This window comes from Anaerolineae bacterium (assembly GCA_035529315.1).
Classification (GTDB): domain Bacteria; phylum Desulfobacterota; class Desulfobacteria; order Desulfobacterales; family ETH-SRB1; genus Desulfaltia.
The window spans coordinates 1-22900 of record DATKWZ010000030.1; the positions used below are offsets into that span (position 1 = coordinate 1).

General features: G+C 41.0%; 20 protein-coding genes, 1 other RNA gene and 1 pseudogene. 16 read left to right on the forward strand and 6 right to left on the reverse strand.

Annotated features, from left to right (window positions below; all coding sequences use genetic code 11):
• The 8 genes and pseudogenes from VMW78_05395 to VMW78_05430 all read left to right on the forward strand — a co-directional run bounded on the left by VMW78_05395 (position 1) and on the right by VMW78_05430 (position 8453).
• Positions 1–139 (forward strand): annotated as a pseudogene (locus tag VMW78_05395) (ORF6N domain-containing protein).
• A 685-nt stretch (positions 140–824) separates the two neighbouring features.
• Positions 825–2642, forward strand: a complete 1818-nt coding sequence (locus VMW78_05400) for an AAA family ATPase (protein HUV50438.1) — start codon at positions 825–827, stop codon at positions 2640–2642.
• 108 nt (positions 2643–2750) lie between these two features.
• Entirely contained in the window at positions 2751–3341 is a 591-nt protein-coding gene (locus VMW78_05405; protein ID HUV50439.1) for a BglII/BstYI family type II restriction endonuclease, read from the forward strand.
• A gap of 2 nt (positions 3342–3343) precedes the next feature.
• Entirely contained in the window at positions 3344–3994 is a 651-nt protein-coding gene (locus VMW78_05410; protein HUV50440.1) for an MT-A70 family methyltransferase, read from the forward strand.
• Positions 3995–4072: 78 nt separating this feature from the next.
• A complete protein-coding gene (locus VMW78_05415) occupies positions 4073–4942 on the forward strand; it encodes a site-specific DNA-methyltransferase (protein HUV50441.1) in 870 nt (289 codons plus the stop codon).
• Between the two features lie 105 nt (positions 4943–5047).
• Positions 5048–6160 (forward strand): endonuclease NucS domain-containing protein, encoded by a 1113-nt coding sequence (locus VMW78_05420; GenBank protein ID HUV50442.1) that lies wholly within the window; start codon positions 5048–5050, stop codon positions 6158–6160.
• A 172-nt stretch (positions 6161–6332) separates the two neighbouring features.
• The gene (locus VMW78_05425) at positions 6333–7052 is read left to right on the forward strand and encodes a hypothetical protein (protein HUV50443.1); all 720 of its coding nucleotides are present in this window, start codon (positions 6333–6335) and stop codon (positions 7050–7052) included.
• Positions 7053–7148: 96 nt separating this feature from the next.
• Complete coding sequence (locus tag VMW78_05430; GenBank protein HUV50444.1) at positions 7149–8453, forward strand: hypothetical protein; 1305 nt, start codon at positions 7149–7151, stop codon at positions 8451–8453.
• A 563-nt stretch (positions 8454–9016) separates the two neighbouring features.
• Here the strand turns inward: VMW78_05430 and proC are convergent.
• Positions 9017–9886: a pyrroline-5-carboxylate reductase gene (proC, locus tag VMW78_05435; GenBank protein ID HUV50445.1), complete on the reverse strand. Its 870-nt coding sequence runs from the start codon at positions 9884–9886 to the stop codon at positions 9017–9019.
• Between the two features lie 239 nt (positions 9887–10125).
• Here proC and VMW78_05440 point away from each other — a divergent pair, with 239 nt between their 5' ends.
• From VMW78_05440 to VMW78_05460, 5 genes are read left to right on the forward strand one after another with little or no spacing between them, the layout of a single operon-like run.
• Entirely contained in the window at positions 10126–10425 is a 300-nt protein-coding gene (locus VMW78_05440; protein ID HUV50446.1) for a YggT family protein, read from the forward strand.
• 26 nt (positions 10426–10451) lie between these two features.
• Positions 10452–10955: a DivIVA domain-containing protein gene (locus VMW78_05445; GenBank protein ID HUV50447.1), complete on the forward strand. Its 504-nt coding sequence runs from the start codon at positions 10452–10454 to the stop codon at positions 10953–10955.
• Between the two features lie 9 nt (positions 10956–10964).
• Positions 10965–12047 (forward strand): type IV pilus twitching motility protein PilT, encoded by a 1083-nt coding sequence (locus tag VMW78_05450; GenBank protein ID HUV50448.1) that lies wholly within the window; start codon positions 10965–10967, stop codon positions 12045–12047.
• A 40-nt stretch (positions 12048–12087) separates the two neighbouring features.
• The gene (locus VMW78_05455; protein HUV50449.1) at positions 12088–13257 is read left to right on the forward strand and encodes a PilT/PilU family type 4a pilus ATPase; all 1170 of its coding nucleotides are present in this window, start codon (positions 12088–12090) and stop codon (positions 13255–13257) included.
• 2 nt (positions 13258–13259) lie between these two features.
• Entirely contained in the window at positions 13260–13952 is a 693-nt protein-coding gene (locus VMW78_05460; GenBank protein HUV50450.1) for a zinc-ribbon domain-containing protein, read from the forward strand.
• Positions 13953–14000: 48 nt separating this feature from the next.
• Here VMW78_05460 and VMW78_05465 read toward each other — a convergent pair whose 3' ends face one another.
• The 5 genes from VMW78_05465 to VMW78_05485 all read right to left on the reverse strand — a co-directional run bounded on the left by VMW78_05465 (position 14001) and on the right by VMW78_05485 (position 19646).
• Positions 14001–14774, reverse strand: a complete 774-nt coding sequence (locus tag VMW78_05465) for a type III pantothenate kinase (GenBank protein ID HUV50451.1) — start codon at positions 14772–14774, stop codon at positions 14001–14003.
• Between the two features lie 75 nt (positions 14775–14849).
• Entirely contained in the window at positions 14850–15716 is an 867-nt protein-coding gene (folP, locus tag VMW78_05470; GenBank protein ID HUV50452.1) for a dihydropteroate synthase, read from the reverse strand.
• A complete protein-coding gene (ftsH, locus tag VMW78_05475) occupies positions 15703–17544 on the reverse strand; it encodes an ATP-dependent zinc metalloprotease FtsH (protein ID HUV50453.1) in 1842 nt (613 codons plus the stop codon). The genes folP and ftsH overlap by 14 nt, the downstream gene beginning before the upstream one ends.
• Before the next feature lie 127 nt (positions 17545–17671).
• Positions 17672–19141 (reverse strand): tRNA lysidine(34) synthetase TilS, encoded by a 1470-nt coding sequence (gene tilS / locus VMW78_05480; protein HUV50454.1) that lies wholly within the window; start codon positions 19139–19141, stop codon positions 17672–17674.
• A 133-nt stretch (positions 19142–19274) separates the two neighbouring features.
• On the reverse strand, positions 19275–19646 hold the full coding sequence (locus tag VMW78_05485; protein HUV50455.1) for a DUF3568 family protein: 372 nt from the start codon (positions 19644–19646) through the stop codon (positions 19275–19277).
• A 128-nt stretch (positions 19647–19774) separates the two neighbouring features.
• On the opposite strand from VMW78_05485, the gene ffs reads away from it, so the two are divergent.
• From ffs to dnaK, 3 genes are all read left to right on the forward strand, one after another.
• An RNA gene (gene ffs / locus VMW78_05490) (signal recognition particle sRNA large type) lies at positions 19775–20025 on the forward strand.
• Positions 20026–20267: 242 nt separating this feature from the next.
• Positions 20268–20918: a nucleotide exchange factor GrpE gene (grpE, locus tag VMW78_05495; protein HUV50456.1), complete on the forward strand. Its 651-nt coding sequence runs from the start codon at positions 20268–20270 to the stop codon at positions 20916–20918.
• A gap of 18 nt (positions 20919–20936) precedes the next feature.
• Positions 20937–22865: a molecular chaperone DnaK gene (gene dnaK / locus VMW78_05500; GenBank protein HUV50457.1), complete on the forward strand. Its 1929-nt coding sequence runs from the start codon at positions 20937–20939 to the stop codon at positions 22863–22865.
• Positions 22866–22900 lie beyond the last annotated feature (35 nt).

The window sequence follows — 22900 nt, forward strand, 5'->3', positions numbered from 1 at the left end:
CCTTGCCGAGCTTTATGGGGTTACTACCAAGGCTTTAAATCAGGCTGTTACCAGAAATGAACAGAGGTTTCCGCCGGATTTCATGTTCAGACTGACCAAAGAAAAAAAACAGGAACTGGTCACAAATTGTGACCGGTTAGAGGTTAGAATGGGGGTCGGGCCACAGGAACATCTTGATATAATAGATTAAACATTTAAAAAATGCGTCAAATAATGCATTAGAAGGGCATTTTGGGGGCCTAAAACAAACTTTTAAGAAGAAAAGTTTAAGATTTTGTTGAAATATTATTTAGCTTAAACGGCCCTTTGGGGGGGGGGGCCAAAAAGAGCCATTTAAGACGATTATAGGGGCTATTTTGGGGTTCTTTTGCAGTTATTATAGTTGGTTACTGTGGCCCGACCCCAATTGTTTTGAAATGATGGTTACGGGTTGCGGCAAGAAGTCTACTATGTTATTGGGTGGTAAGAGACCTTTGTATTAGTATGGCTCAAATAGTAAGGCGATTGAATCTCTCATTGGCCGGGGTGAGTCAGTTGGTAAAGCGAGGGGAGACAATAGTACAATAAAAGGGCTACAATCTCATCGATCCTTAAGCCCAAATGTGGAAATGTAGGATGTCCCCAAACTCAAGGAAATTCGATTTCCTATCAGTTTCGATAAATTTAGATAAAAACAGGACATAACCAGTTCATGGACTTGAACAGGCTATAGCTGGGCTCTTTTTTAAGTTGCTCAGAAAATTAAAGGTCTATATTCCATTGATCAGTTTTACACTGTTTCGCCTGTCAGTCATGACATTGTTATACGTAAGGAAGGAGAACATATGCGGATAAAGGAGCTGTACGCACAAGATACCCTGCCGGTAGTGCTTTTCAATGTCGATAATCTTTCCGACCTGGTCGTTATTGCTGGTCCCAACGGCAGTGGAAAAACACGACTCGTTTCAGCATTTATAGCCTATTTCCAAAATCTAACTGGTAATTCGGTTAAATTTGCAATCGAGGCCACAGTAAAATCCGAAGCAGAGGACTGGGGGAAAAAAATATTGGATACCAGCAATGCCCAAGACGCACAACTCCTTAAAAAGACACTTCAACAGAATCGCAGTCGCCGAAATTTTATTAGTAGCATTCTTTATTACGAAAGCAACCGCACTATTCAGAAGATCCAACCGCTCGCATACCAATGGGAGATGCCAGATCCATTTGAAGAGAAAGTATCCTGGAACCTTACCTATGGCGGATTAGCTGGACGTTTTCAAGATACACTACACTCTATTTTTAGGAAGATTCAAAATCAAAAAACATCGATTGCAAATAGAGCAATAACCCTTAGGCAACAGGGCCATGCCTCTATGAACCTCGAATTTACTGACCCCCTCGATCCTTTCAGAGAAGCATTTTTCAAGCTACTTGGCCCTAAAGAACTAGTTAGGGCTGATTTACAGGCCAACACTCTACGATTTCGTCTCAATAATAATGAATATAATATCAATGCGTTAAGTGCTGGTGAGCGAGAAGTCTTGAATGTCACGTTTGATTTCTTACTTAGGTGCCCGTCTGATTGCATAATATTTTTTGACGAACCAGAATTACATCTGCATCCAGAGCTTTCATCTAAGCTCATCAGTACGCTAAAAAGCATTGGCAAAAACAATCAGTTTTTTCTTTGTTCCCACTCTCCAGACATAATATCTTCTTCATTAGAAGATACAGTCGTTTTCTTAACTCCCCCCCGAGGCGACGGCTCTAATCAAGCTGTCGTGTTAAAGCCAGACGATGAATCAACTGAGGCACTCAACCGCCTGGGTCACTCTGTTGGAGTAGTTTCATTAGGTAAAAAGATTGTGCTAATTGAAGGAACTGACGCAAGTCTTGATAAACAGACCTATGTTCATCTATTAAAAAATAGGTACCCAAATCTTGTTCTTTTGCCAAGCGGCGGAAAGGGAAATCTGAGTGCATTTGATCAGATTGCCGAAACGGTACTTAACCGTTCGATTTGGGGCATTGATTTTTATATGCTGGCAGATCGCGACGCAGTTTCCGATGGGGCAAGTCTCGAGGCTAAAGCACCAGGACGGTTTCGGTTTCTTTCAAGATACCATTTGGAAAACTACTTCTTAGATGAAAAAGTTTTAGCCGAAGTATTCAGAAACATGGAGCCCGATGACTCCTGGTTGTGTGATCCAGCAGAGATTTCAGCCGTTCTTTTGGAAATAGCGCGTGATCATTTGCCTTATGCTGTGGCGCTAACCCTTGCTGGCGAAAAACGTAGGACAGCAGGAAACATTGATATCATGTTGAAGGGTTGCCAAAGACAGACCAAGGAAAATATGGCTGAGGAATTTGCCAACAGGTGTAGATTTGAGATTGATCGGATTACAACTGCCTTGAACGCCGAACAAGTGTCAAAATCCTGTACGTCTGTATATGAAAAACTTGAAAGGTCAATGAAAAAAAACGACGAGTTTTGGAAAAGGGATATTCCAGGAAAGCCAATTTTCAAAACCTTTTGTAGTAAAGCAAAAATGCCGGAGGGGCGCCTGAAAACTCTTTATATTCAAAAAGCTGAAGGCATGAGCTCGAACCCTTTCAGAGAGATAATAGAGATTTTTGGTCAATTTGCTGGTAATGAATAGCAAACGTATAACAACAGTGTCAACCAGACGGCGAGAAGTGCGGCGGCTTAGCGGACATGTTCAGTAGTGCCGCTGGTTACCCTTATGTGTAGCTATCGTGGAGAAGATATGGGTATAGAATTACTTTCTGACTTTATTAGAGAAAATTATGAGGCGCATGAATGGAAACATGCCTGTGCCATTTTAAAGGAAGATTTTACAGATGAATGGAATGACATAATATCCGTCTTAGAGGCTTTTCGTTTAAAAAAGAGTTGGATAACAACTCCTGGTGGAAGGAAATCGAAGGTTTCTGGATTTATCGATGGCTATCTTTACAATAAAGGTTGGATTGAAAAAGAATTCGCAACCAAAGTAACTGTTGATGATCATACAATGGATACCCCAACTCATAAAATAGATTGTTTTAAAAATAGAGTTGCATTGGAAATTGAATGGAATAACAAAGATCCCTTCTATGATAGAGATTTAAATAATTTTAGACTGCTTTTTGATCTTCGTGCAATTAGTGTTGGTGTGATTATAACACGCTGTGATAACCTTCAAAACATTTTTAATGATTTGGGGAGAGGCTCATCTTATGGAGCTTCTACAACGCATATGGGCAAACTGCTTCCGAGAATTGAAGGTGGCAGTGGTGCTGGCTGCCCTATTGTGGTTTTTGGAATTTCAAAATCTCTTTATGTGGAGGATATGTAATTATGAATGCGTCAGATGATTTATTACATTTTATTGGTAAAAGAAAGTTTTCTACAATACTTGCAGATCCACCTTGGCAGTTTCAGAACCGTACAGGTAAAATGGCCCCAGAACATAAACGGTTATCACGTTATTCAACAATGAAATTACAAGAAATAAAAGACCTGCCTGTAGAAGCAATTGCTGAAGAAAGAGCACATCTTTATTTGTGGGTTCCAAATGCACTCTTGGCAGAAGGTATGCAAGTAATGGAAAACTGGGGATTTAAATATAAAACAAATCTGATCTGGTATAAAATAAGGAAGGATGGTGGTCCTGACAGGAGAGGGGTTGGATTTTATTTCAGGAATGTGACGGAAATGATTTTGTTTGGTGTTCGCGGGAAAAATATTAGAACTTTACAACCAGGAAGAAGTCAGGAAAATATTATATCATCGCGCAAAAGAGAACATAGCCGGAAACCAGATGAACAGTACGATATAATCGAATCTTGCAGTTGGGGTCCATATTTAGAACTTTTTGGAAGAGGAACAAAAAAAGGATGGATTACTTGGGGTAATCAATCTGAAGAATATACTCCAGATTGGGCAACATATTCAAATCACTCTCAAACAGGGAAAGTCATACCGTTTGAAAAAGTTAAGGCCGGGTGAAAGATGAAACATAAAAAGAAGGTTTTAAAACGGGGAAGCAACTATATTCGACCTTTGCAGAGGTTATGACAATATTTTATGAGATATTATATTGCCAATGATTTAAACATATTTGATTTTGATCAACGGTTTGAAATTGCTGAAAGCAGTCTTGCGCCATTTTATTATGATGTTGCGAATAAAATTAAATTATATAATTTAGATACATTCTCATTTTTCCCACATATACCAGACAATTGTGTCGATCTGATCTTTGCAGATCCGCCCTATTTTTTATCATCCGGCGGTATAACGTGTCGCAGTGGGAAAAGGGTATGTGTAAATAAGGGGAAGTGGGATAAATCACGCAGCATTGAATCTGTTCATAATTTCAATAAAAAATGGTTGATAGAAATTAAGCGAATTCTGAAAGCAAATGGTACAATTTGGGTTTGTGGTACATTTCATAATATATTCTCAGTTGGCTTTGCCTTGCAGGAGTTAGACTTTAAAATATTAAACAATATCGTCTGGGAAAAGCAAGACCCTCCTCCAAATTTAACCCAAAAATATTTTACTCATGCTTCTGAGCATCTTATTTGGGCATCAAAAACAAAGCATTCAAAACATACTTTTAATTATGATATGCTCAAAACTATCTCAAATGGGAAACCAATGAAATCTGTATGGAGAGATATCTGGGAAATGCCATCAGCTGATAAGTCTGAAAAACTTTTTGGAAAACATCCAACACAAAAGCCGGAAGAAGTTGTTAAAAGAGCTATAATAGCATCCAGTAATATTAACGATTTAGTATTCGATCCCTTTTGCGGGAGTGGCACAACGGGAGTTGTGTGTAAAAAACTAAATCGAAAATTTGTTGGTATTGATAATGAGATAGCGTATTTGAATATAGCCCAAAAAAGATTAAAGGCGACAATCAATGATGTTAAATATACTTCGTTTTAGAATATTTTGATTGTTGGAAACCTGCACATAACAATGGCATGAACACGGATTTTAAAATGCTGGCGCATTTTAAAACCGGTTATATTTACAAAACTTGGAGGCCATATGGACGAAACAAGGCTATGGAAAATAGTTGGGAGCAATTCCCAAGAGCTTAATGTTGAACGCATTCAGAATGTCAAGGAAACTGAAACGGAGAACCAACTCGAGGAAGTAATTACCCGCTGTCCAAATTTATTGATGAAAGATTTAAAGCTTATTGGTCGTCAAACTGATACTGCTGGCGGCCCCTTAGATTTACTTGGTGTAGATGGTGATGGTCAATTGGTCGTTTTCGAACTAAAACGAGGCACCCTTACAAGAGAAGCCGTAGCTCAAATAGTAGATTATTCTTCATACTTAGCCTCACTTGAACCTAAAGAATTATCAGAACACATTTCTCCTCGCTCTGGAAATTTAGGTATCGAAAAAATTGAAAATTTTCTTATCTGGTACCAAGAACAGTTTGGAAGAAATTTCACAGAAGTTCAAAGACCAAGAATGGTTTTAGTTGGCTTAGGCGCGGATGAAAAAACAAAAAGAATGGTTTCTTTCATGTCTGAAGGTGATCTCGATATTTCTTTGATAACCTTTCATGGGTTCAGGAAAGGTGATGAAGTCTTTTTGGCACGGCAAGTAGATGTCCAGTCAAGGCCCCAACTTCCTTCTACTATCTACACTAAAAAGAGCAATCTCGAAAAGTTGAAACATAATGTCCAGGAACTTAGATTAGAAGAATATTATTACAATATAGCCTCATTTTTCCGGAATCAATTTCCTGCTGCCTATGAATGGCCAAACCCAGGTGGGTATTCTTATTCTTTGCCGGAGTTGACGGACACCGGTAATCAATCAAATAGAGTTTATGTTGCCCTGTATGTTTATCAGGGGAAGCCGGGCTGTGTTCAGATTTATTTGCATGAGCGGGCATTGAAGGCTGCTTCTTCAAGCTTATCTGACTTTAAAGATAGTATTCATAATAGCATGATTCCGAAAAAGGATGGGAGTTGTGAAATTTGGGTTAAGTCAAATAGTGATTGGAAAAAAATCAAAGTTCATTTTGGGAAATTATGCCCGGCAATATTAGAGGGTTGGAAGAGAACGCGTGAACAACAATCAAAAGATGAATTTGAGGCAACTGAATCAATCAGTGATAGCGAAGACCAATCTGAAGCTTAGAACCAGACGCATAACTACCCAAATACATAGCATATAACAACGCCATTCACTCAGATGGGCAGGGTCGTGCGGTTTGAGTTTTTTACCAGTTTTTATGTTTACTTGCTATTTACAAAGACCTGTTTTCCCTGCCCACTGGTGATGGCGGGCGTTGGCGAGCGAATAAAGTGATATGACAGAAAAGATTCCTGCAGAAACAGTATTGAATACATATCAACGGATTGAGGATTCGCTTCACCGTGTCCTTCAGGTTGTTCCATATTGCGAAACCCATAAGCAAGTTTGGTCTGATTACCTTGTGACAGTCATTTTAGAAGCATGCAGTCTCCTCGACTCCTTATGGCGCGCGCAATCCTGGCAATCATCCTGTGTACAAAACGCCAAAAAAAGGAATGATCTTAAGATGCTCGATTATTTCAAATATTATGGTGAATATATGGAGCCGAGGTGGGTAGTTTTTTGGGCCGAAGAACCTGTAATGAAATATCCATACAAAGGGTGGTCCAAAACGGGACAATATAAAACGAAAGATGACCAGGCCTTTCTTGATTGGTGGACTGCCTACAACAGTATTAAGCATGACCGTTTACAAAACAGGACTGAAGCAACATTACATACAGCGGTTAGAACTGTTAGTGCCCTTTTCTTGGCAATACTAAGATGCGAGGATTGTCGTACTGCAATTCTACAAGCAGGCTGGCTCACCGGAGAACGCGATAGGCCAGAGTGTTACTTAGGTGAGGACTCACCAAGCGACAAAGAGGCTTTTGTAGCAGCGGAGACAAAGCTTTTTACGTATGCAGTTGGGTGGGGCAAAGAACCTGTGCCAAAAAGAAAGCAATGGCCTGGCCCTGCTAGTGAAAGGTTTCTTCGGTGGTTTTATCAAAAATGATAATCGCCAACCAGGCAATACAGCCGATCGCTAACGCTCCGGCTGATTTGCGTCGTTAGCGCTTTAAGTACAAATTACGCGAAAAGGAGTATCTGAATGCCAGATGTAAAATTGCCTGCGATAATTGGGAATACCATGCCGGCTCTCGATAAACTGACCACAGCGCTTGGTGTACCACGCGACATTCTTGCTTCTGCTGGTGAGATCGAAACAGCATGGAACAATCTTCCCGGTGTGTTGAATAAGATCCCTCCAGCACTGCGCAACGAAGGAATGGCTCGAATGTGCGTTGCGGTCGCGTCAGGCCTATTTGATAGTGCGATTAATTACATCTGGAATTCATCAATTATTGAACTGAGGGAAAAGGTTAAGAGATTCGGTTTAAATGTTGTTGAGCAAATCACTGGAAAATCAAATTTCGACGATCAAGCACTACTTGATCTAAAGGATTCAGAACTTCTAAGCCTGTGTTTAAAACTAAACCTCATCACCGAAGACGGCTATTTTTTTCTCGATCATTGTCGAGATATTCGGAATAATTTTTCGGCCGCGCATCCGGTAGTCGGAAAAATTGATGATCATGAGTTCATCGGCTTTGCTAACCGCTGTGCAAAGTACGCACTCGGGAATGAACATAACCCGGTAGGCGTTGACATCGCGGCCTTCATGGTCGCAATTAAGGGTGGAAAGTTCTCGGTTGAGCAGAAAAATCAATGGGTGCATAGAATTGGGAAAACCCATGAAGCACAACAATACTTACTTTTCGGCTCTTTGCATGGAATATTCAGTGACCCAAATAGCAATGAAGAAGCACGAGTGAATTCATTGTCTATCGCCGCAGAATTTTCACCGCACTTTACGCCAAAAGCAAAGTCTGACTTAATAAATAGGCATCACGACTATATCGCGAAGGGTGACGAGAAGCGTCATAAAGCATCTCAGCAGTTCTTTGAAAAACTTGGAATGCTTGCTCTTCTTGGTGAGCATGAAGTTCATTCATTATTGTCGAATGCCTCGAAACGTCTAATGGCTGTCCATCAAGCATTTGACAACTTTTACAACGAGCCACCATTTGCTGAAAGGTTGCTGCAACTCTCGCGACAGGCTGCGGTCCCGGATACTGTAAAAGAGGAACTTGTTACAACGGTAGTAACATGTGCTATTGGAAATCCGTATGGTGTTTCAAACGCCGCCGTCCCCTACTATCAAAAAATGATCAAAGGATTCTCGCCAGGTGAAGTTGGAATCATGCTCAGTTTACCAGCAACAAAGACAATCGCGGCAGGACGAATTAAGCAGTATGCCGTCTGCAAGAATAGATTTAAGAATATTGTTGAACTAATCGACCCAACCACAGTCCCAGCGAAAGCGGGGGCAGCCTACAAGCTCTGGACAAAATAGCGTTAACGAATAAGGATAGATTGTGAGAGCGAAGCGAATCACGATCTTATCCGGTTGTTGAACAAGCCCGGTGTATCTGCATATTCTGTATATAAGGAAATATCTTTTTTTGAACAAGGGGTAGGAAGTGCGTTTTTAAAAAGCGCACTTTTTTCAAGGCAAGGGAATGCCTTAACCTGTAATAAGCTTTAAAAAATTAACTATTTAATAAAAGTTTTTTCCTCCTGTTTGAATGAACTGCAAGCCTTAGCCATTAAGAAGAGCTACCTGATTCCCATGCAGATTGACGGAATCCCAGAATAACCATTTGATCATGCAAAATAGTGCATAAAGGGGGGGTTGAATTTAGGCGTTTCTTTTTTATTTGTTTGAACAACCATGGTGTCAAAGTTTGACTGACTGTTGCTCAAATCCAAATTTGGTGAAAATTAGTTCAAATAATGACATCAGGTAAACAGGGTGACATAGTTAATCTGCTAAAGGACAGTCATGAAAAGAGATAGGGCCGGATTCTCGAAGGAGAAAAAAATAAGCTGCCGGCCGGCATCAGCAGGAAAGAGTTTTTAAAGTATTCCGGTGCTGCCGGAGCTAAGCTCCTTTGAGCGGTTGGCTGCCGCGGCTATTGCCTCGATTATGCTTTGTTTAACCTGATTTTTGTCCAGCACCTTGAAGGCTGCTTCAGTTGTGCCGCCCGGAGAGGTTACTTTCCGGCGAAGAAGTTCAGGGGATTCATTCATCTCCTCCATGAGCTTAACAGCCCCTTTTAAGGTTGCAATAGTCAGTGTCGCAGCATCATTCGGTTCAAGACCAACACAGATACCTCCTTCGATCATAGATTCTATAAAATAAAAAACATAGGCCGGTCCGGAACCTGACAAGGCGGTCACAGCATCAAGATCTTCTTCATTAAATTCGATTACTTTGCCCATTGCTTTAAGGATGGACTTGACGATGTTGACATCATCTTTTGAAGCGTGTATGTTTGCGCTCATTCCGGCTATTCCGGCTAAAACAAGAGCGGGGGTATTCGGCATCACCCGTATTACAGGAAGCTTAATCCTGGATTTTTCATCAAGCGGTGTATAAAGAATATCTTCAATTTTTCGCAGGGGGATTCCTGCTGCAATGGAAACAACCAGTTTTTGGTTATGAATTTTATACCCCTTTTGCCCGGCAATTTGAGAGAGCACCTGCTCTATATGCTGTGGTTTTACGGCAAGCACAATAATATCACATATTGAAAAGAGTTTAACATTGTCGCTTAAAACAGATATGCCGTAAGATGAACGCAAAACTTTCAGGCTATCTTTATTTATATCGCTGACATATATCATTGAAGGGGATAATATATTAGATTTTATAATAGCCCCGACAAAGGCTTTTCCCATATTGCCGGCCCCGATAAAACCGATTTTCTTGTTAAGTGCAGTCATGCCGCCTCCATATATATAAAGTTCAAGGTTAATTGCTTAGTGTTTTTCCGCATCCCAATGGATACAGTATGAACCTCTGAACCATTAAATAGAGGTTGGATATATGGGATGTCAATGATTTTGCTTGAAACATCTTGACTTATCATTTAGAAATATTTAGTTTTTGTATTAAACAGAGTCAAATTATTTATAATCATAACCATTGGCTGGAACAAAAAAATTAAAATATAAGGTTTTTTATGTTTATAATCGGTTATCTTTTTATGGCTGCGGCAAAGATCATTGATATTGTTTTGCTTTGTTTTATGTGGATTGTTGTTGCACGGGCTGTCTTGTCCTGGGTTAATCCTGATCCCTACAATCCTATTGTGCGTTTTATTCATAATGCTACGGAACCGGTTCTATATCGCATACGCCGATTTATTCCCGTTAACTTCATCGGCATTGATCTTTCTCCGATTATTGTTTTTTTGGTAATTATTTTTCTCCGCACCTTTATTGTCAGCAGCCTGTTCAGATTGTCTGCAACCTTGTTATAATTAATTAAAAAGGCAGGTTATATGTCATGAAAATCATGCCGATTGAAATTCAACAGCAACAGTTTAAAGTAAGATTCAGAGGATTTGACGTCAAAGAGGTTGATAAATTCCTTGAACAATTGGCCGATACATTTGAATTATTACAGCAGGAAAATAAGAACGCACAAGATGAGATTCAAAGAATAAAGCTTGAAAGCCAGGGATATAAAGAACGTGAAGAAATATTCAAGCGTGCCATGCTCAACACCCAAAAAGTATTGGATCAGATGAATGAAAATGCTCGAAAATCGGCTGAATTAATTGTTGCCGACGCCGAAGTAAAAGCGGAAAAAATTTTAAACGGAGCTCATAAAAGACTCGCCCAGTTGCATGATGATATCACAGAATTGAAACGACAGCGGATACAAATCGAAGTTCAGATCCGTTCAATAATTGAATCGCATAGTAAGCTTCTTGAAATCGGCAATGAGGGCATGAAGGCTATGGATAAGGAAGATACAAAATTGAAATTTATACAGCACCGGACATAGGAACAGCAAATGGCAAAAATAGATGCTTTTTTTAAATTGATGCATGACCAGGGCGCTTCAGATCTTCATCTTGTATCAGGGCAGCCGCCTATTCTCAGAATAAGAGGCGATATGGAGAGGGTCAAGTATAAGGTGCTTGACAATGATGAGCTTAAAGCCATGCTTTATGAAATCGCTCCGGAGGACAAGGTAAAGGTCTTCGAGGAAACAGGGGATGTTGATTTTGGATATGAAATACCCGGGCTTGCAAGGTACAGGGCAAATTTCTTTATGCAAAAATATGGCGCTGCCGCTGTTTTCAGAGAAATTCCGGCAGATATAATGACAGCCGAGCAGCTTGGTCTTCCTCCTGTTATAACAAAGCTGGCTTCACTTCCAAGAGGTCTGGTTCTGGTGACAGGGCCGACCGGAAGCGGCAAGTCGACAACACTTGCGGCAATAATTGATGAGGCAAACAGAACACGCAAGGATCATATAATCACCGTCGAAGACCCTATTGAATTTGTTCATAAAAGCCAGAGCTGTATAGTTAACCATCGTGAAGTGGGCCTTCATACAAAAACATTCAGCGCTGCCCTGCGAGGCGCTTTGCGCGAGGATCCGGATATTATTCTGGTCGGTGAATTAAGAGACCTGGAAACAATATCACTTGCCGTAGAAGCCGCATCTACAGGGCATCTTGTTTTTGGCACTCTTCATACATCCAGCGCTGCCAAGACGGTTAATCGTGTTGTAGAGGTTTTTCCGTCCGAGCAACAGCCGCAGATACGTTCAACACTATCTGATGGATTAAGAGCTGTAATAGCACAGGTGTTGTTTAAAAGGATTGATAAAAAAGGGCGTTGCCCCGCGCTGGAAATACTGATAGCAACCCCGGCTGTTCGGAATCTTATTAGAGAAGGAAAAACCTATCAAATACCTTCGATGATTCAGACCGGCAGGAAATATGGCATGCAGCTTTTGGATGATGCTATTATGGAACTGTATAAAAAGGGGTGGATAAGCGCTGACGAAGCTTATATAAAAGCGAATGATAAGGCCGGATTCAGACCCCTTTTAAAGACTCCGCCGGTAGATTTTACTGAAGCATAATATAGGGTTTGCTTATAATATTGTAACCGGAGATTATATCATGAGAAAGCAGGAAGTTGATTACATATTAGCAAAGATGCTTGAGGCTGGTAATAATATTTCCGATCTTAATATAACTGCCGGCAAATCGTTTCAGGTAGAAAGTTCCGGCGAGCTTATCCCTGTTGAAATAGATCCTCCTTTTCACAAGCTCACACCATTTCAAACTGAAATCTTTGCTCTTAATCTGATTAATCAGGATCATCGTCTTACTGAAACACTTCTAAGGGAAGGTTCGTGCGATTTGTCATACGAACTTTCCGGCAAGGTACGTTTCAGGGTAAATATTTTTTCTCAGATGAGTAATTATTCGATTATTCTGCGAAAACTGGAATCTAAGATTCCCACACGTCAGGAGCTGAAGCTTCCCGGGGCATTTGAAAAGATGGCCCTGGAGAAAAATGGAATTATCCTGGTTACAGGCGCGACAGGCTCTGGTAAAACAACCTCCCTTGCAGCGATTCTCAATGAGATTAATGAAACCAAATCAGTTCATGTTGTGACCCTTGAAGACCCCGTAGAATATCAGCATCCGCAAAAAAAGTCCACCTTCAACCAGCGGGAGATGGGCAATGATTTTGACACATTTGCCAGCGGTCTCAGGGCTGCCCTTCGCCAGGCTCCAAAGGTAATTCTGGTCGGCGAAATGCGTGACAGAGAAACAGTCGAAATCGGGCTTAGCGCTGCTGAAACAGGCCATTTGGTATTAAGCACTCTTCATACCGTGGATGCCGGTCAGACAATCAACCGTATCCTTGGCATGTTCAATACAGAAGATGAAAACCAGATTCGCATACGGCTTGCCGATACTGTACGCTGGATCGTATGCCAGAGACTTCTTCCCATGGTTGGCGGGGGCCGTGTGGCTGCCTTTGAAATCATGGGGACCAACCTGCGTATAAAGGATACGATCCTGCAGGGTGAATCAGAGGGTAAAACCTTTTATGAAATAATCGGCGCTGGAAAGGCCTTTGGCATGATAACCTTTGATGACTATATCGTGGAACTGTATGAAAAAGGGCTGGTCACCGAAGAGACAGCTATGGCATATGCTTCCCGCAAAGGAATTGTGGGCCGTGGAATCGACTTGGTCAAAAGCGGTCGCGGGGAGGCTACCACAGATATCGAAGACCTGCAGGTTGACAATAATTACGGAAAAATGAGGAAATAATAATGGATGTTGTTTGTAAAGAATGCAAAAGCAGATTTAAAATTCCGGACGAAAAGGTCCCCGAAAGTCAGCTTTTCACACTTTCATGTCCAAAATGCAAAAGCAAAATTTCCATTGACATGCGCCAGGGCCTTTCTCCATCATTTGAAGAGAAACCTCAGCCATCAGCCGCAGCAGAGCCTGGCGCAAAAAAGACCATTATCGATGAAATAGACTCCGGCGCTTATGATGCTTCGGAAAAACCTTTTGATTTCCTGGAAGAGGGAGCAGAGACAGCCCTTTTATGTGAGCCTGATTCGGCTGTTAGAGGCAAAATCAGATCAGCCCTGGAAAACATGGGATATAATGTTACTGAACCGGGATCTGATAGAGATGCCCTCAAACAGATGCGTTTTTATGTCTTTGATCTGGTTGTATTAAATGAAGGGTTTAGCTCCATAAATCCTGACGAGAATAATGTTATGAAATATCTGGAACGGCTTTCCATGGCCATACGACGGAAAATCTTTGTGGTTCTTGTTACCGGTCGATTCCGCACAATGGATAACATGGCAGCCTTTAACAAGAGCGTCAACATTGTTGTCAATACGAAAAACATAGGTGAAATAGAAAAAATTATTAAAAGCGGACGGTCCGACAGTGCGGCTTTTTACCGCGTTTTCAAGGATGCCCTTATTAAAACCGGCAAGGTATAATAAGGGCTTTGCAAAAAGCATCCTGGTCTCATAATCAGATGGGAAGCTTTATTGAGTGTTTCTTATTTTTTCATAGATAATGCGCAATCCTTCCAAAGTCAGGGAAGTATCTACCAGGTCTATGCTCTCGCAAACTTCGGCCATGATTTTGGCCAGCCCTCCTGTAGCAATTATTTGGGGGTTGTTTCCGATCTCTGTTTTCATCCGCCTGACAATTCCATCTACAAGGCCGGCATATCCATAAATAATGCCGGATTTCATGCTGCTCGCGGTATCTTTACCGATTACTTTTTCAGGAGGCTTAAAAATTTCCACTCTGGGCAGTTTGGATGTTTTTTCAAACAGAGCCTCAGCAGAAATTATAATTCCGGGACTGATTGCACCGCCAAGATATTCACCCCTTGTCGAAATGGCATCAAAAGTTGTGGCTGTGCCGAAATCCACTATAATAAGGCTGGTTTTATATTTGTGAAAACCTGCAACAGCATTTACAATCCTGTCTGCACCAACCTCTGCTGGATTGCTGTAAAGAATCGGCATTCCAGCAACCGATGCATCTACCCAGTATGGAATATGTCCTAAATATTTATTGCAGAATGAATCCAGAATAGCCGCTATTGGTGGAACCACGCAGGAGATTATTGTTTTATCTATTTTATTAATGTCAATATTGCTTCCCGCAAAAAGATTAGATACAAGAATGTTGAACTCATCTTCCGTAATATTTCTTTCTGAGCGAATCCGCCAGTCTTTTAGAAGATGAGCGCCATCATAAACACCCATTACAATGTTTGTATTTCCAATATCTATAACTAAAAGCATATATTAAATATCCATTTAAAAAAAAGAGACTTCTTTGCGTCCTCTGCGGCTCTGCGGTGCGATAAAAAAATAAGTTTATGCATTTTTAATAGCATCAACAATTTTTATTGTCTTATATGTTCCGGCAACATCATGGACACGCACAATATTGGCTCCATGTAAAACTGCAGCAGCAACCGCTGCCTGGGTGCCGGTTTCCAGCGCAGGCATATCATTCTTGATATCCCCGGCTGGATTGTTAAAAAGGATATTTGTAATAAATGATTTTCTTGAAGGTCCTATAAGAATAGGCGTATCCAGGCTTGTAAATTCATGTAGATGATTAATTAAAAGAAGGTTGTGTTCAACTGTCTTGCCGAAACCGATTCCAGGATCGATAATTATTTTTGATCTTGAAATCCCGTTTTTTTCAGCCATGATGATCGCATTTTCAAAAAACTCTTTAATTTCACTGATAATATCATTATAAAACGGTTTTAACTGCATTGTTTCAGGGGTTCCCTTCATATGCATCAAAATGACCGGCACCCTGTATTCAGCAGCAACAGCCGCCATTTTATTGTCAGTACGCAAAGCACTTATATCATTTATTATGGAAGCGCCGGCTAAAATAGCCTGTCTTGCCACTTCCGACTTTGTCGTATCAATGGAAATCGGTATTGAAATATGTTTTGCCAATTTTTTTATTACAGGAAGAACGCGCCTGCACTCCTCCTCAACAGAAACCGCTTCTGAAAAAGGGCGGGAAGATTCACCTCCAACATCAATTATGTCTGCCCCGTCTTCAACAAGTTTTTTCCCATGAGCAAAAGCAGCAGTGGTTGAAAAAAAATTACCCCCGTCAGAAAATGAATCCGGAGTTACATTTAAAATACCCATTATCAAGGTGCGAGTGCTAAAACATAAAGAGTGCCTGCCCCACAAAAAATTATGCTTTTTCATTTTTTTTATCTTCAGACTCTTTGGGCGGCAACTTAAAATCCGGTTTCATGGAGTGTATAAGTTCATCAAGCTCTTTCCCTTTGACGGTCTCTTTTTCAAGAAGAAGCAGCGCAAGTTTATGAAGAATGTCTATATGTTCCTTTAATACATTTTCAGCCTGTGTGTATGCTTTCTTGATAAAAGAATTTATTTCCTCATCTATTTGTTTTGCTGTTTCTTCAGAGTAATCCCTGTGCTGAGATATTTCACGGCCAAGAAAAATCTGTTCTTCATCCTTTGCATAAGAAAGAGGGCCGAGCTTTTTACTCATACCCCAGGAACGCACCATACGCTGGGCAAGTTTAGTTGCCTGTTTGATGTCATTTGCCGCACCGGTGGTGATTCTGTTAAAAACGATTTCTTCGGCTGCCCTGCCTCCAAAGGCAACTGAAAGCTCATTTTCAAGCTGATCTTTAAATCTGAAATCCCTTTCTTCAGGCAAGAACCATGTAACACCGGCTGTCCGGCCTCTTGGTATAATGGTTATTTTATTAATTGGATCTGTATTGGGCAACAAACGGGCAACAAGGGCATGTCCTCCTTCGTGATATGCTGTTATTTTTCTATCCTCTTCCCTGACGACTTTTGACTTGCGCTCCAGCCCCATGTAAACTTTATCCTTTGCATCTTCCAGGTCGGACATATCAATTTTTTCTTTGTTTCTTTTGGCGCCAAGAAGAGCTGCTTCATTAACCAGATTTTCCAGGTCCGCGCCGGAAAAACCCGGCGTTCCCTTTGCCAAAACCAGTGAATCCACATCAGTCGCAATAGGCGTTTTTTTCATGTGAACATTAAGAATTTCTTCACGGCCCCTTATGTCAGGAAGCGGAACAACCACCTGGCGGTCAAAACGGCCGGGACGCAGAAGAGCAGGATCAAGCACATCAGGACGGTTTGTTGCGGATATAAGAATAACACCTTCATTTGATTCAAATCCATCCATTTCAACAAGAAGCTGGTTTAATGTCTGTTCCCTTTCGTCATGTCCCCCTCCGAGACCGGCTCCTCTATGCCTTCCTACAGCATCGAGTTCATCGATGAATATAATACACGGAGCGTTTTTTTTGCCTTGAACAAAAAGGTCTCTTACACGTGATGCTCCTACGCCGACAAACATTTCTACAAAATCTGAGCCGCTGATGCTAAAGAAGGGAACCCCTGCTTCGCCTGCAATCGCGCGTGCAAGAAGAGTTTTTCCTGTGCCTGGAGGCCCCATCAAAAGAACCCCTTTGGGTATCCGTCCTCCAAGACGTGTAAACTTTTTAGGCTCTTTCAGGAAGTCAATAATTTCACCAAGCTCTTCCTTTGCTTCGTCGATTCCCGCAACATCGTCAAATGTTACTTTTTTTGACTGGTCGGATTGCAGTCGCGCGCGGCTCTTGCCGAATGAAAGTGCCTTACCGCCTCCGGACTGCATTTGACGCATAAAAAATATCCATACCCCTATGAGAACAATCATTGGAAGCCATGAAACAAGAATGGATACATACCATGGCGACTCGGCTTGAGGTTTTGCGTTGATAGATACACCCTTTTGCCTGAGAATCTTGATAAGATCGGCATCCTGGGGCGCAAATACCTTGAAACGATTGCGGCTTGTATCGGTAACCAGAAGCTCCTGACCCTGTATGATCACATCAGCCACCTTTTCACTTTCTACCATGGCAAGAAAATCAGTGTAATTGATATTAACTTGAGGTACGCGTTGCTGGCTGAAAAGATTATATAGCATTATCATCATCAAGGTGACGACTATCCATAAAGCGAGATTTTTATAAAATTGGTTCAAAAGATAATACCTCCATTCACGGTTGTCGGTTCACGGTTGTCGGTTCACGGTTTTTTTACTGATTGCTTTTATGCTTTGATCAACCGTTAACTGTAAACCGATCATAAATATTAATCATTATTATTAATTAGGCAAGTATAAGCTCGGCCTTTAGAACAATTCTTGTTGATGGTTTAATCTTAACTGAGTCATCGATTCTCAGGCCAATAATCCAGATTATTTTCTCCTTACTGAGCAGGATCGGATATCTTAATCGTTTGGGCCTCGGGATTTTGTTGTTTATAAAAAAATTTTTTACCTTTTGAGCGCCTGACATGCCAAGCGGCTGGAAATAATCACCAGACCTGAATGGCCTGAGAATTAAAGGAAAAACAATATCAGCCATATCAAAAAAAGCAATATTCTGTCCAGCGCAATGAATATCAGGCAGGTTTTCGATATTTATATTAGAAAATTTCAGAGTTAGATTCATCTCTTTTATATATACTGATTCAGGCTTAGAGCGCGGTTTTACAATACTGTATTTAAAACAAACCGGTTCAATATCACCGGCTTTTGTATTAAGGTCCCGCAACCTCTTTTTTTCTTTTGAAAAGCAGAGAAGATCTTTGTTCCGCTCAACCCTGATACGGTCGGGAAGATCGATACTGGCAATGGTCCGTCCGCTTTTCAAAAGACTAATCGCCGAGTCTATATGAGAAAATGTAATGCGCCTTAAATCCCCTTTTACCTCGGCAATTGCTTTTCTTATTACCCTTCTTTGCACTGCCGGATCTATTTCGTCAATTCCTGTTGCTGAAAGAATAATCTTGTCATTCCGTATGGATATGGTAAGTTTTTTGAATATTGAATTTATATTACTTTCAATCCATTTTTCTTCACATCTTATAATTAAAGAAAGGCGGTTAAGGGTTTCGACTACCCTTGGGTTGTACGATCCCTTTAGCAAAGGAATTAATTGATGACGCACTCTATTTCTAAGAAATCTCATATCATTATTGGATTTATCGGAAACATACCTTAATTCTTTTGCTCTTAAAAAATCAATAATTTCGGATCTTTTCACACTTATCATAGGCCGAATAATCTGCCTGTTGTCATTTTTGCAGTTTCTCACGGCAGGTATCCCGCCAATACCAAGCGGACCGCTTCCTCGAAGCAAATACATCAATACAAGTTCCGCATTGTCATCAGCATGATGGCCGATGGCAATTTTGTTGAATCCGTTTTTTTCCGCGACCTGATCATAAAAAGCATAGCGGACACGTCTGGCTGCTTCTTCCAGAGAAAGTTTGTGCTGTTTCTGATATTTGCGAACATCCTTTTTCTTAATATAACAGGGCAGATCAAGCTTTTTGGCAAGGGATGCAACAAATTCAGCGTCATCATCTGAATCTTTTTTGCGGAGGCAGTGATTAAGGTGAGCAACACCAATCGTGTATGAAAACTCTGGAGCTAATGAAAGCAATATATGAAGAAGAGCGACGGAATCAGGCCCACCTGACACACATATCAGCACAGAATCACCGGGTTGAAACATCCTGTAAGCTGTAATTGCCTGTCTTACAACAGAAAATATCTTATGAGACCTTTGCAAAACGCCCCCTTTTGCCCAATACCAGCGTCAGGCTCAAATTTTAAGCCTCGAAATACTAAATGTATTCCTACATTTAAAATTTTCGCCTTCCTTGAACTTGAACAAAATTGAGCATTTTTCAAAGGTCTCCTTATTATAGCCTTTGAGCGATGCCGGCATGAATCAACTCAGATCTTTTTTTGTTCCATACTCCCACAATGCCTGAACGGACGGAAACCTCGGCAATCCTGTCTGTTATCATAGCAATTTTTATTTTAACCAATGTTTTGTCAGGGCATCTGCCTTTAATTATTGCGGTAATACCGGCCGGTGTTTTTTCTGTAATAGTTATTTTAAGGCTTTTTAAAGCCGCATTACAGGCAATGATTGTTTTATCAAGCGATGCCTGGTACGACTTTTTTAATTCGCCACATTTATAAGTACAAACTGCCGCGCCTGTACCGACTCCGGCAACAAAAAATGCGCAACCGGTGTTTATAAGGCAACAGGCTAATAATATAGGCATCAAAAATTTTTGTCTCATAAATTTATTATTAATGATTTTGCGAAAATCAGCAAGAAATAATTTAAATAAAACCATGTCGATTTTTTTCTCTTGAAAAAATACTATTATGAATTATATTAAAATAATGGTTGTGCTAGGCGGGGAGCTAGCGGTGCCCTTTTCCCGAAATCCGCTTTATGCGGGGCTGAATTCCCTCTAAAGGGTTTTTATTCCGAAAAATTGTAAGTCATCCTGATCGGACACTGCGCAACAGACGGTCGCGAACCTCGTCAGGTCCGGAAGGAAGCAGCGATAAACGATGCGGTCTGTGTCGCGGATCGATCCCGGTCAAATTTTTGGCTTATGTTTTTCTGAAAAAGATTCGATAGCGGGTGCACAATCATTTTTTAAAACAGCCTGCCGTCAAGAGACCTTTGAAAAATGTTCAATTTTGTTCAATTTCAAGGGGCGTTTTGTAAAGGTCTCTTCAAGCGATTATTTTTCATAAACTAATCCCTGCAATTACCGCCTTGACATTATTCTAAATAGTATTATTTTTTTGCGTGATGGTTTTGATTGTCTTTATGATCAACCTAACACATCGAGACCTTTGGAAAATGGAACAGGAGCACATAACCACTGATGTCTGACGAAAAAAAGAAAATAGATGTTGAACCCGAAAAAGTTGATTCAGTAGAAAAAGAGTCAAAAAAAAGCGGTGCAGCGAAAGAGCATAAAAAAAAACATCATGAGTTAATTAAGGACATGGAAGCCGAACTGAAAGCTGCGCAAGAAGAATCCAGAGAAAATTATGATCGTTTTTTAAGGGTTTCAGCTGAGTTTGAAAATTACAAAAAGCGGTCGGCTCGAGAAACAGGTGAATTCAGAAAATTTGCAAATGAATCCTTAATTAAAGACATGCTTTCTGTTGTTGATAATCTTGAACGAGCTGTAAATTCTTCAACCGCTGATAATAAGGCAGATTCCGCTTTGGTGGAAGGGGTTAATATGACCCTGAAGGAGATATTGAAAATTTTTGAAAAATTCAACGTAACCCCCTTGGAATCATTGAAAAAACCTTTTGATCCAAATTTCCATCAGGCTGTACTGAGCGAGGAATCGGATGATTATGATGAAAACACCGTTATAAATGAACTTCAAAAGGGATATATTATACATGAAAGGCTGCTGAGGCCGGCTATGGTGGTAGTCTCCATGCCAAAAGCCAGGGCAGATAATGAAAAAAACAAAAATATTGAAAATGAAAAAAACAGATCTGACGATCTGATATAAAGATTAAGGAGGCAGATAATGGGTAAAACAATTGGAATCGATCTTGGTACTACAAATTCGTGCGTAGCCATAATGGAAGGAAACGAAGCAAAGGTCATTACAAATCCTGAAGGAGGCCGCACAACACCATCGGTAGTTGCTATAACCGACAAAGGGGAGAGGCTGGTCGGCCAGATTGCAAAAAGACAGGCTATCACGAATCCTGAAAATACAATTTTTGCCGTTAAAAGACTTATAGGCCGGAAATATGCATCACCCACAGTTCAAAGTGATATCAAGATACTTCCTTATAAGATGGAACAGGCAAGTAATGGAGATATACGCATAAACCTTCGTGGTAAACTTCACAGCCCCGCGGAGATATCATCATTTATACTGGCAAATATCAAGAAAACAGCAGAGGAATATCTTGGCGAAAAAGTTACTGATGCAATAGTCACCGTGCCGGCCTATTTTGACGACAGTCAGCGTCAGGCCACTAAAGATGCTGGAAGGGTTGCAGGCCTTAATGTTTTAAGAATTATTAACGAACCGACTGCTGCGGCTCTTGCTTACGGCCTGGACAAGAAAAAAGAGGAAAAGGTCGTTGTATTTGATCTTGGTGGAGGCACATTTGATGTGTCCATACTTGAAATCGGTGAGGGTGTGTTTGAGGTAAAATCTACAAACGGCGACACCCATCTTGGAGGGGAAGATTTTGATTTAAGGCTGATCGATTATCTTGCAGATGAATTTAAAAAAGATCAGGGAATTGATATCAGAACCGACAAGATGGCACTGCAAAGGCTTAAGGAAGCAGCTGAAAAAGCAAAGATGGAATTGTCCACATCCGTGGAGACAGATGTTAATCTTCCTTTTATAACTGCTGATGCCAGCGGCCCCAAGCACCTTGATATTAAAATAACCAGAGCCAAGCTGGAAGACCTTACAGGCAGCTTGTTAGATAAGCTTGAAAACCCATGCCGTACCGCGCTAAAGGATTCAGGACTGGCTCTCGGCGATATAGATGAGGTTATCCTGGTCGGCGGCATGACACGCATGCCGGCTGTTCAGGAAAGGGTCAAGAAGATATTCGGCAAAGAAGCACACAAGGGGGTTAATCCTGATGAAGTTGTTGCTATCGGCGCTGCTATTCAGGGAGGTGTTCTAAAGGGTGATGTAAAGGATGTTCTGCTTCTTGATGTTACACCTCTTTCACTTGGTATTGAAACCTTAGGCGGCGTAATGACAAGGCTTATTGAAAAGAATACAACCATTCCTACAAGAAAAAGCCAGATTTTTTCAACCGCCGCAGACAGCCAGCCGGCTGTTTCAATTCATGTGCTCCAGGGTGAGCGCGAGATGGCGGCAGGCAACAAGACACTCGGTCGTTTTGAACTTGTTGGCATACCACCTGCACCGAGAGGTGTGCCTCAGATAGAGGTGGTATTCGATATGGACGCCAATGGCATTGTGAACGTGTCTGCAAAGGATCAGGCTACCGGCAAGGAACAGTCGATTCAGATTACAGCCTCTTCCGGCCTGTCAAAGGAAGAAATAGATAAACTGGTTAAAGACGCAGAGCTTCATGCTGATGAAGATAAAAAGAAGAAAGAGCTGGTAGAAGCGCGCAATACCGCTGATTCTCTTATTTATTCAACGGAGAAATCAATAAAGGACCTTGGAGATAAGGTGGACAGCGCAACTAAAAGTAAAATTGAGGAAAACATTACCAACCTTAAAAAGGCTATGGAAGGTGATGACAAGGAAGAAATCAAACGCATGAGCGAGGAGTTGACACAGTGTTCCCATAAGCTTGCAGAAGCTATGTATCAGCAGGCATCGCAAAAAGGGGAAGAGCACGCTGAATCTGGTGCGAAAGGCGCTGCTCAGCCAGGAGGTTCTACTCCTGACGAGGATGTTGTAGATGCTGATTTCGAGGAAGTAAAGAGTGATGATAAAAAATAGCAAAAAAATAAAAATCGCTTAATTAAAATCCCGCT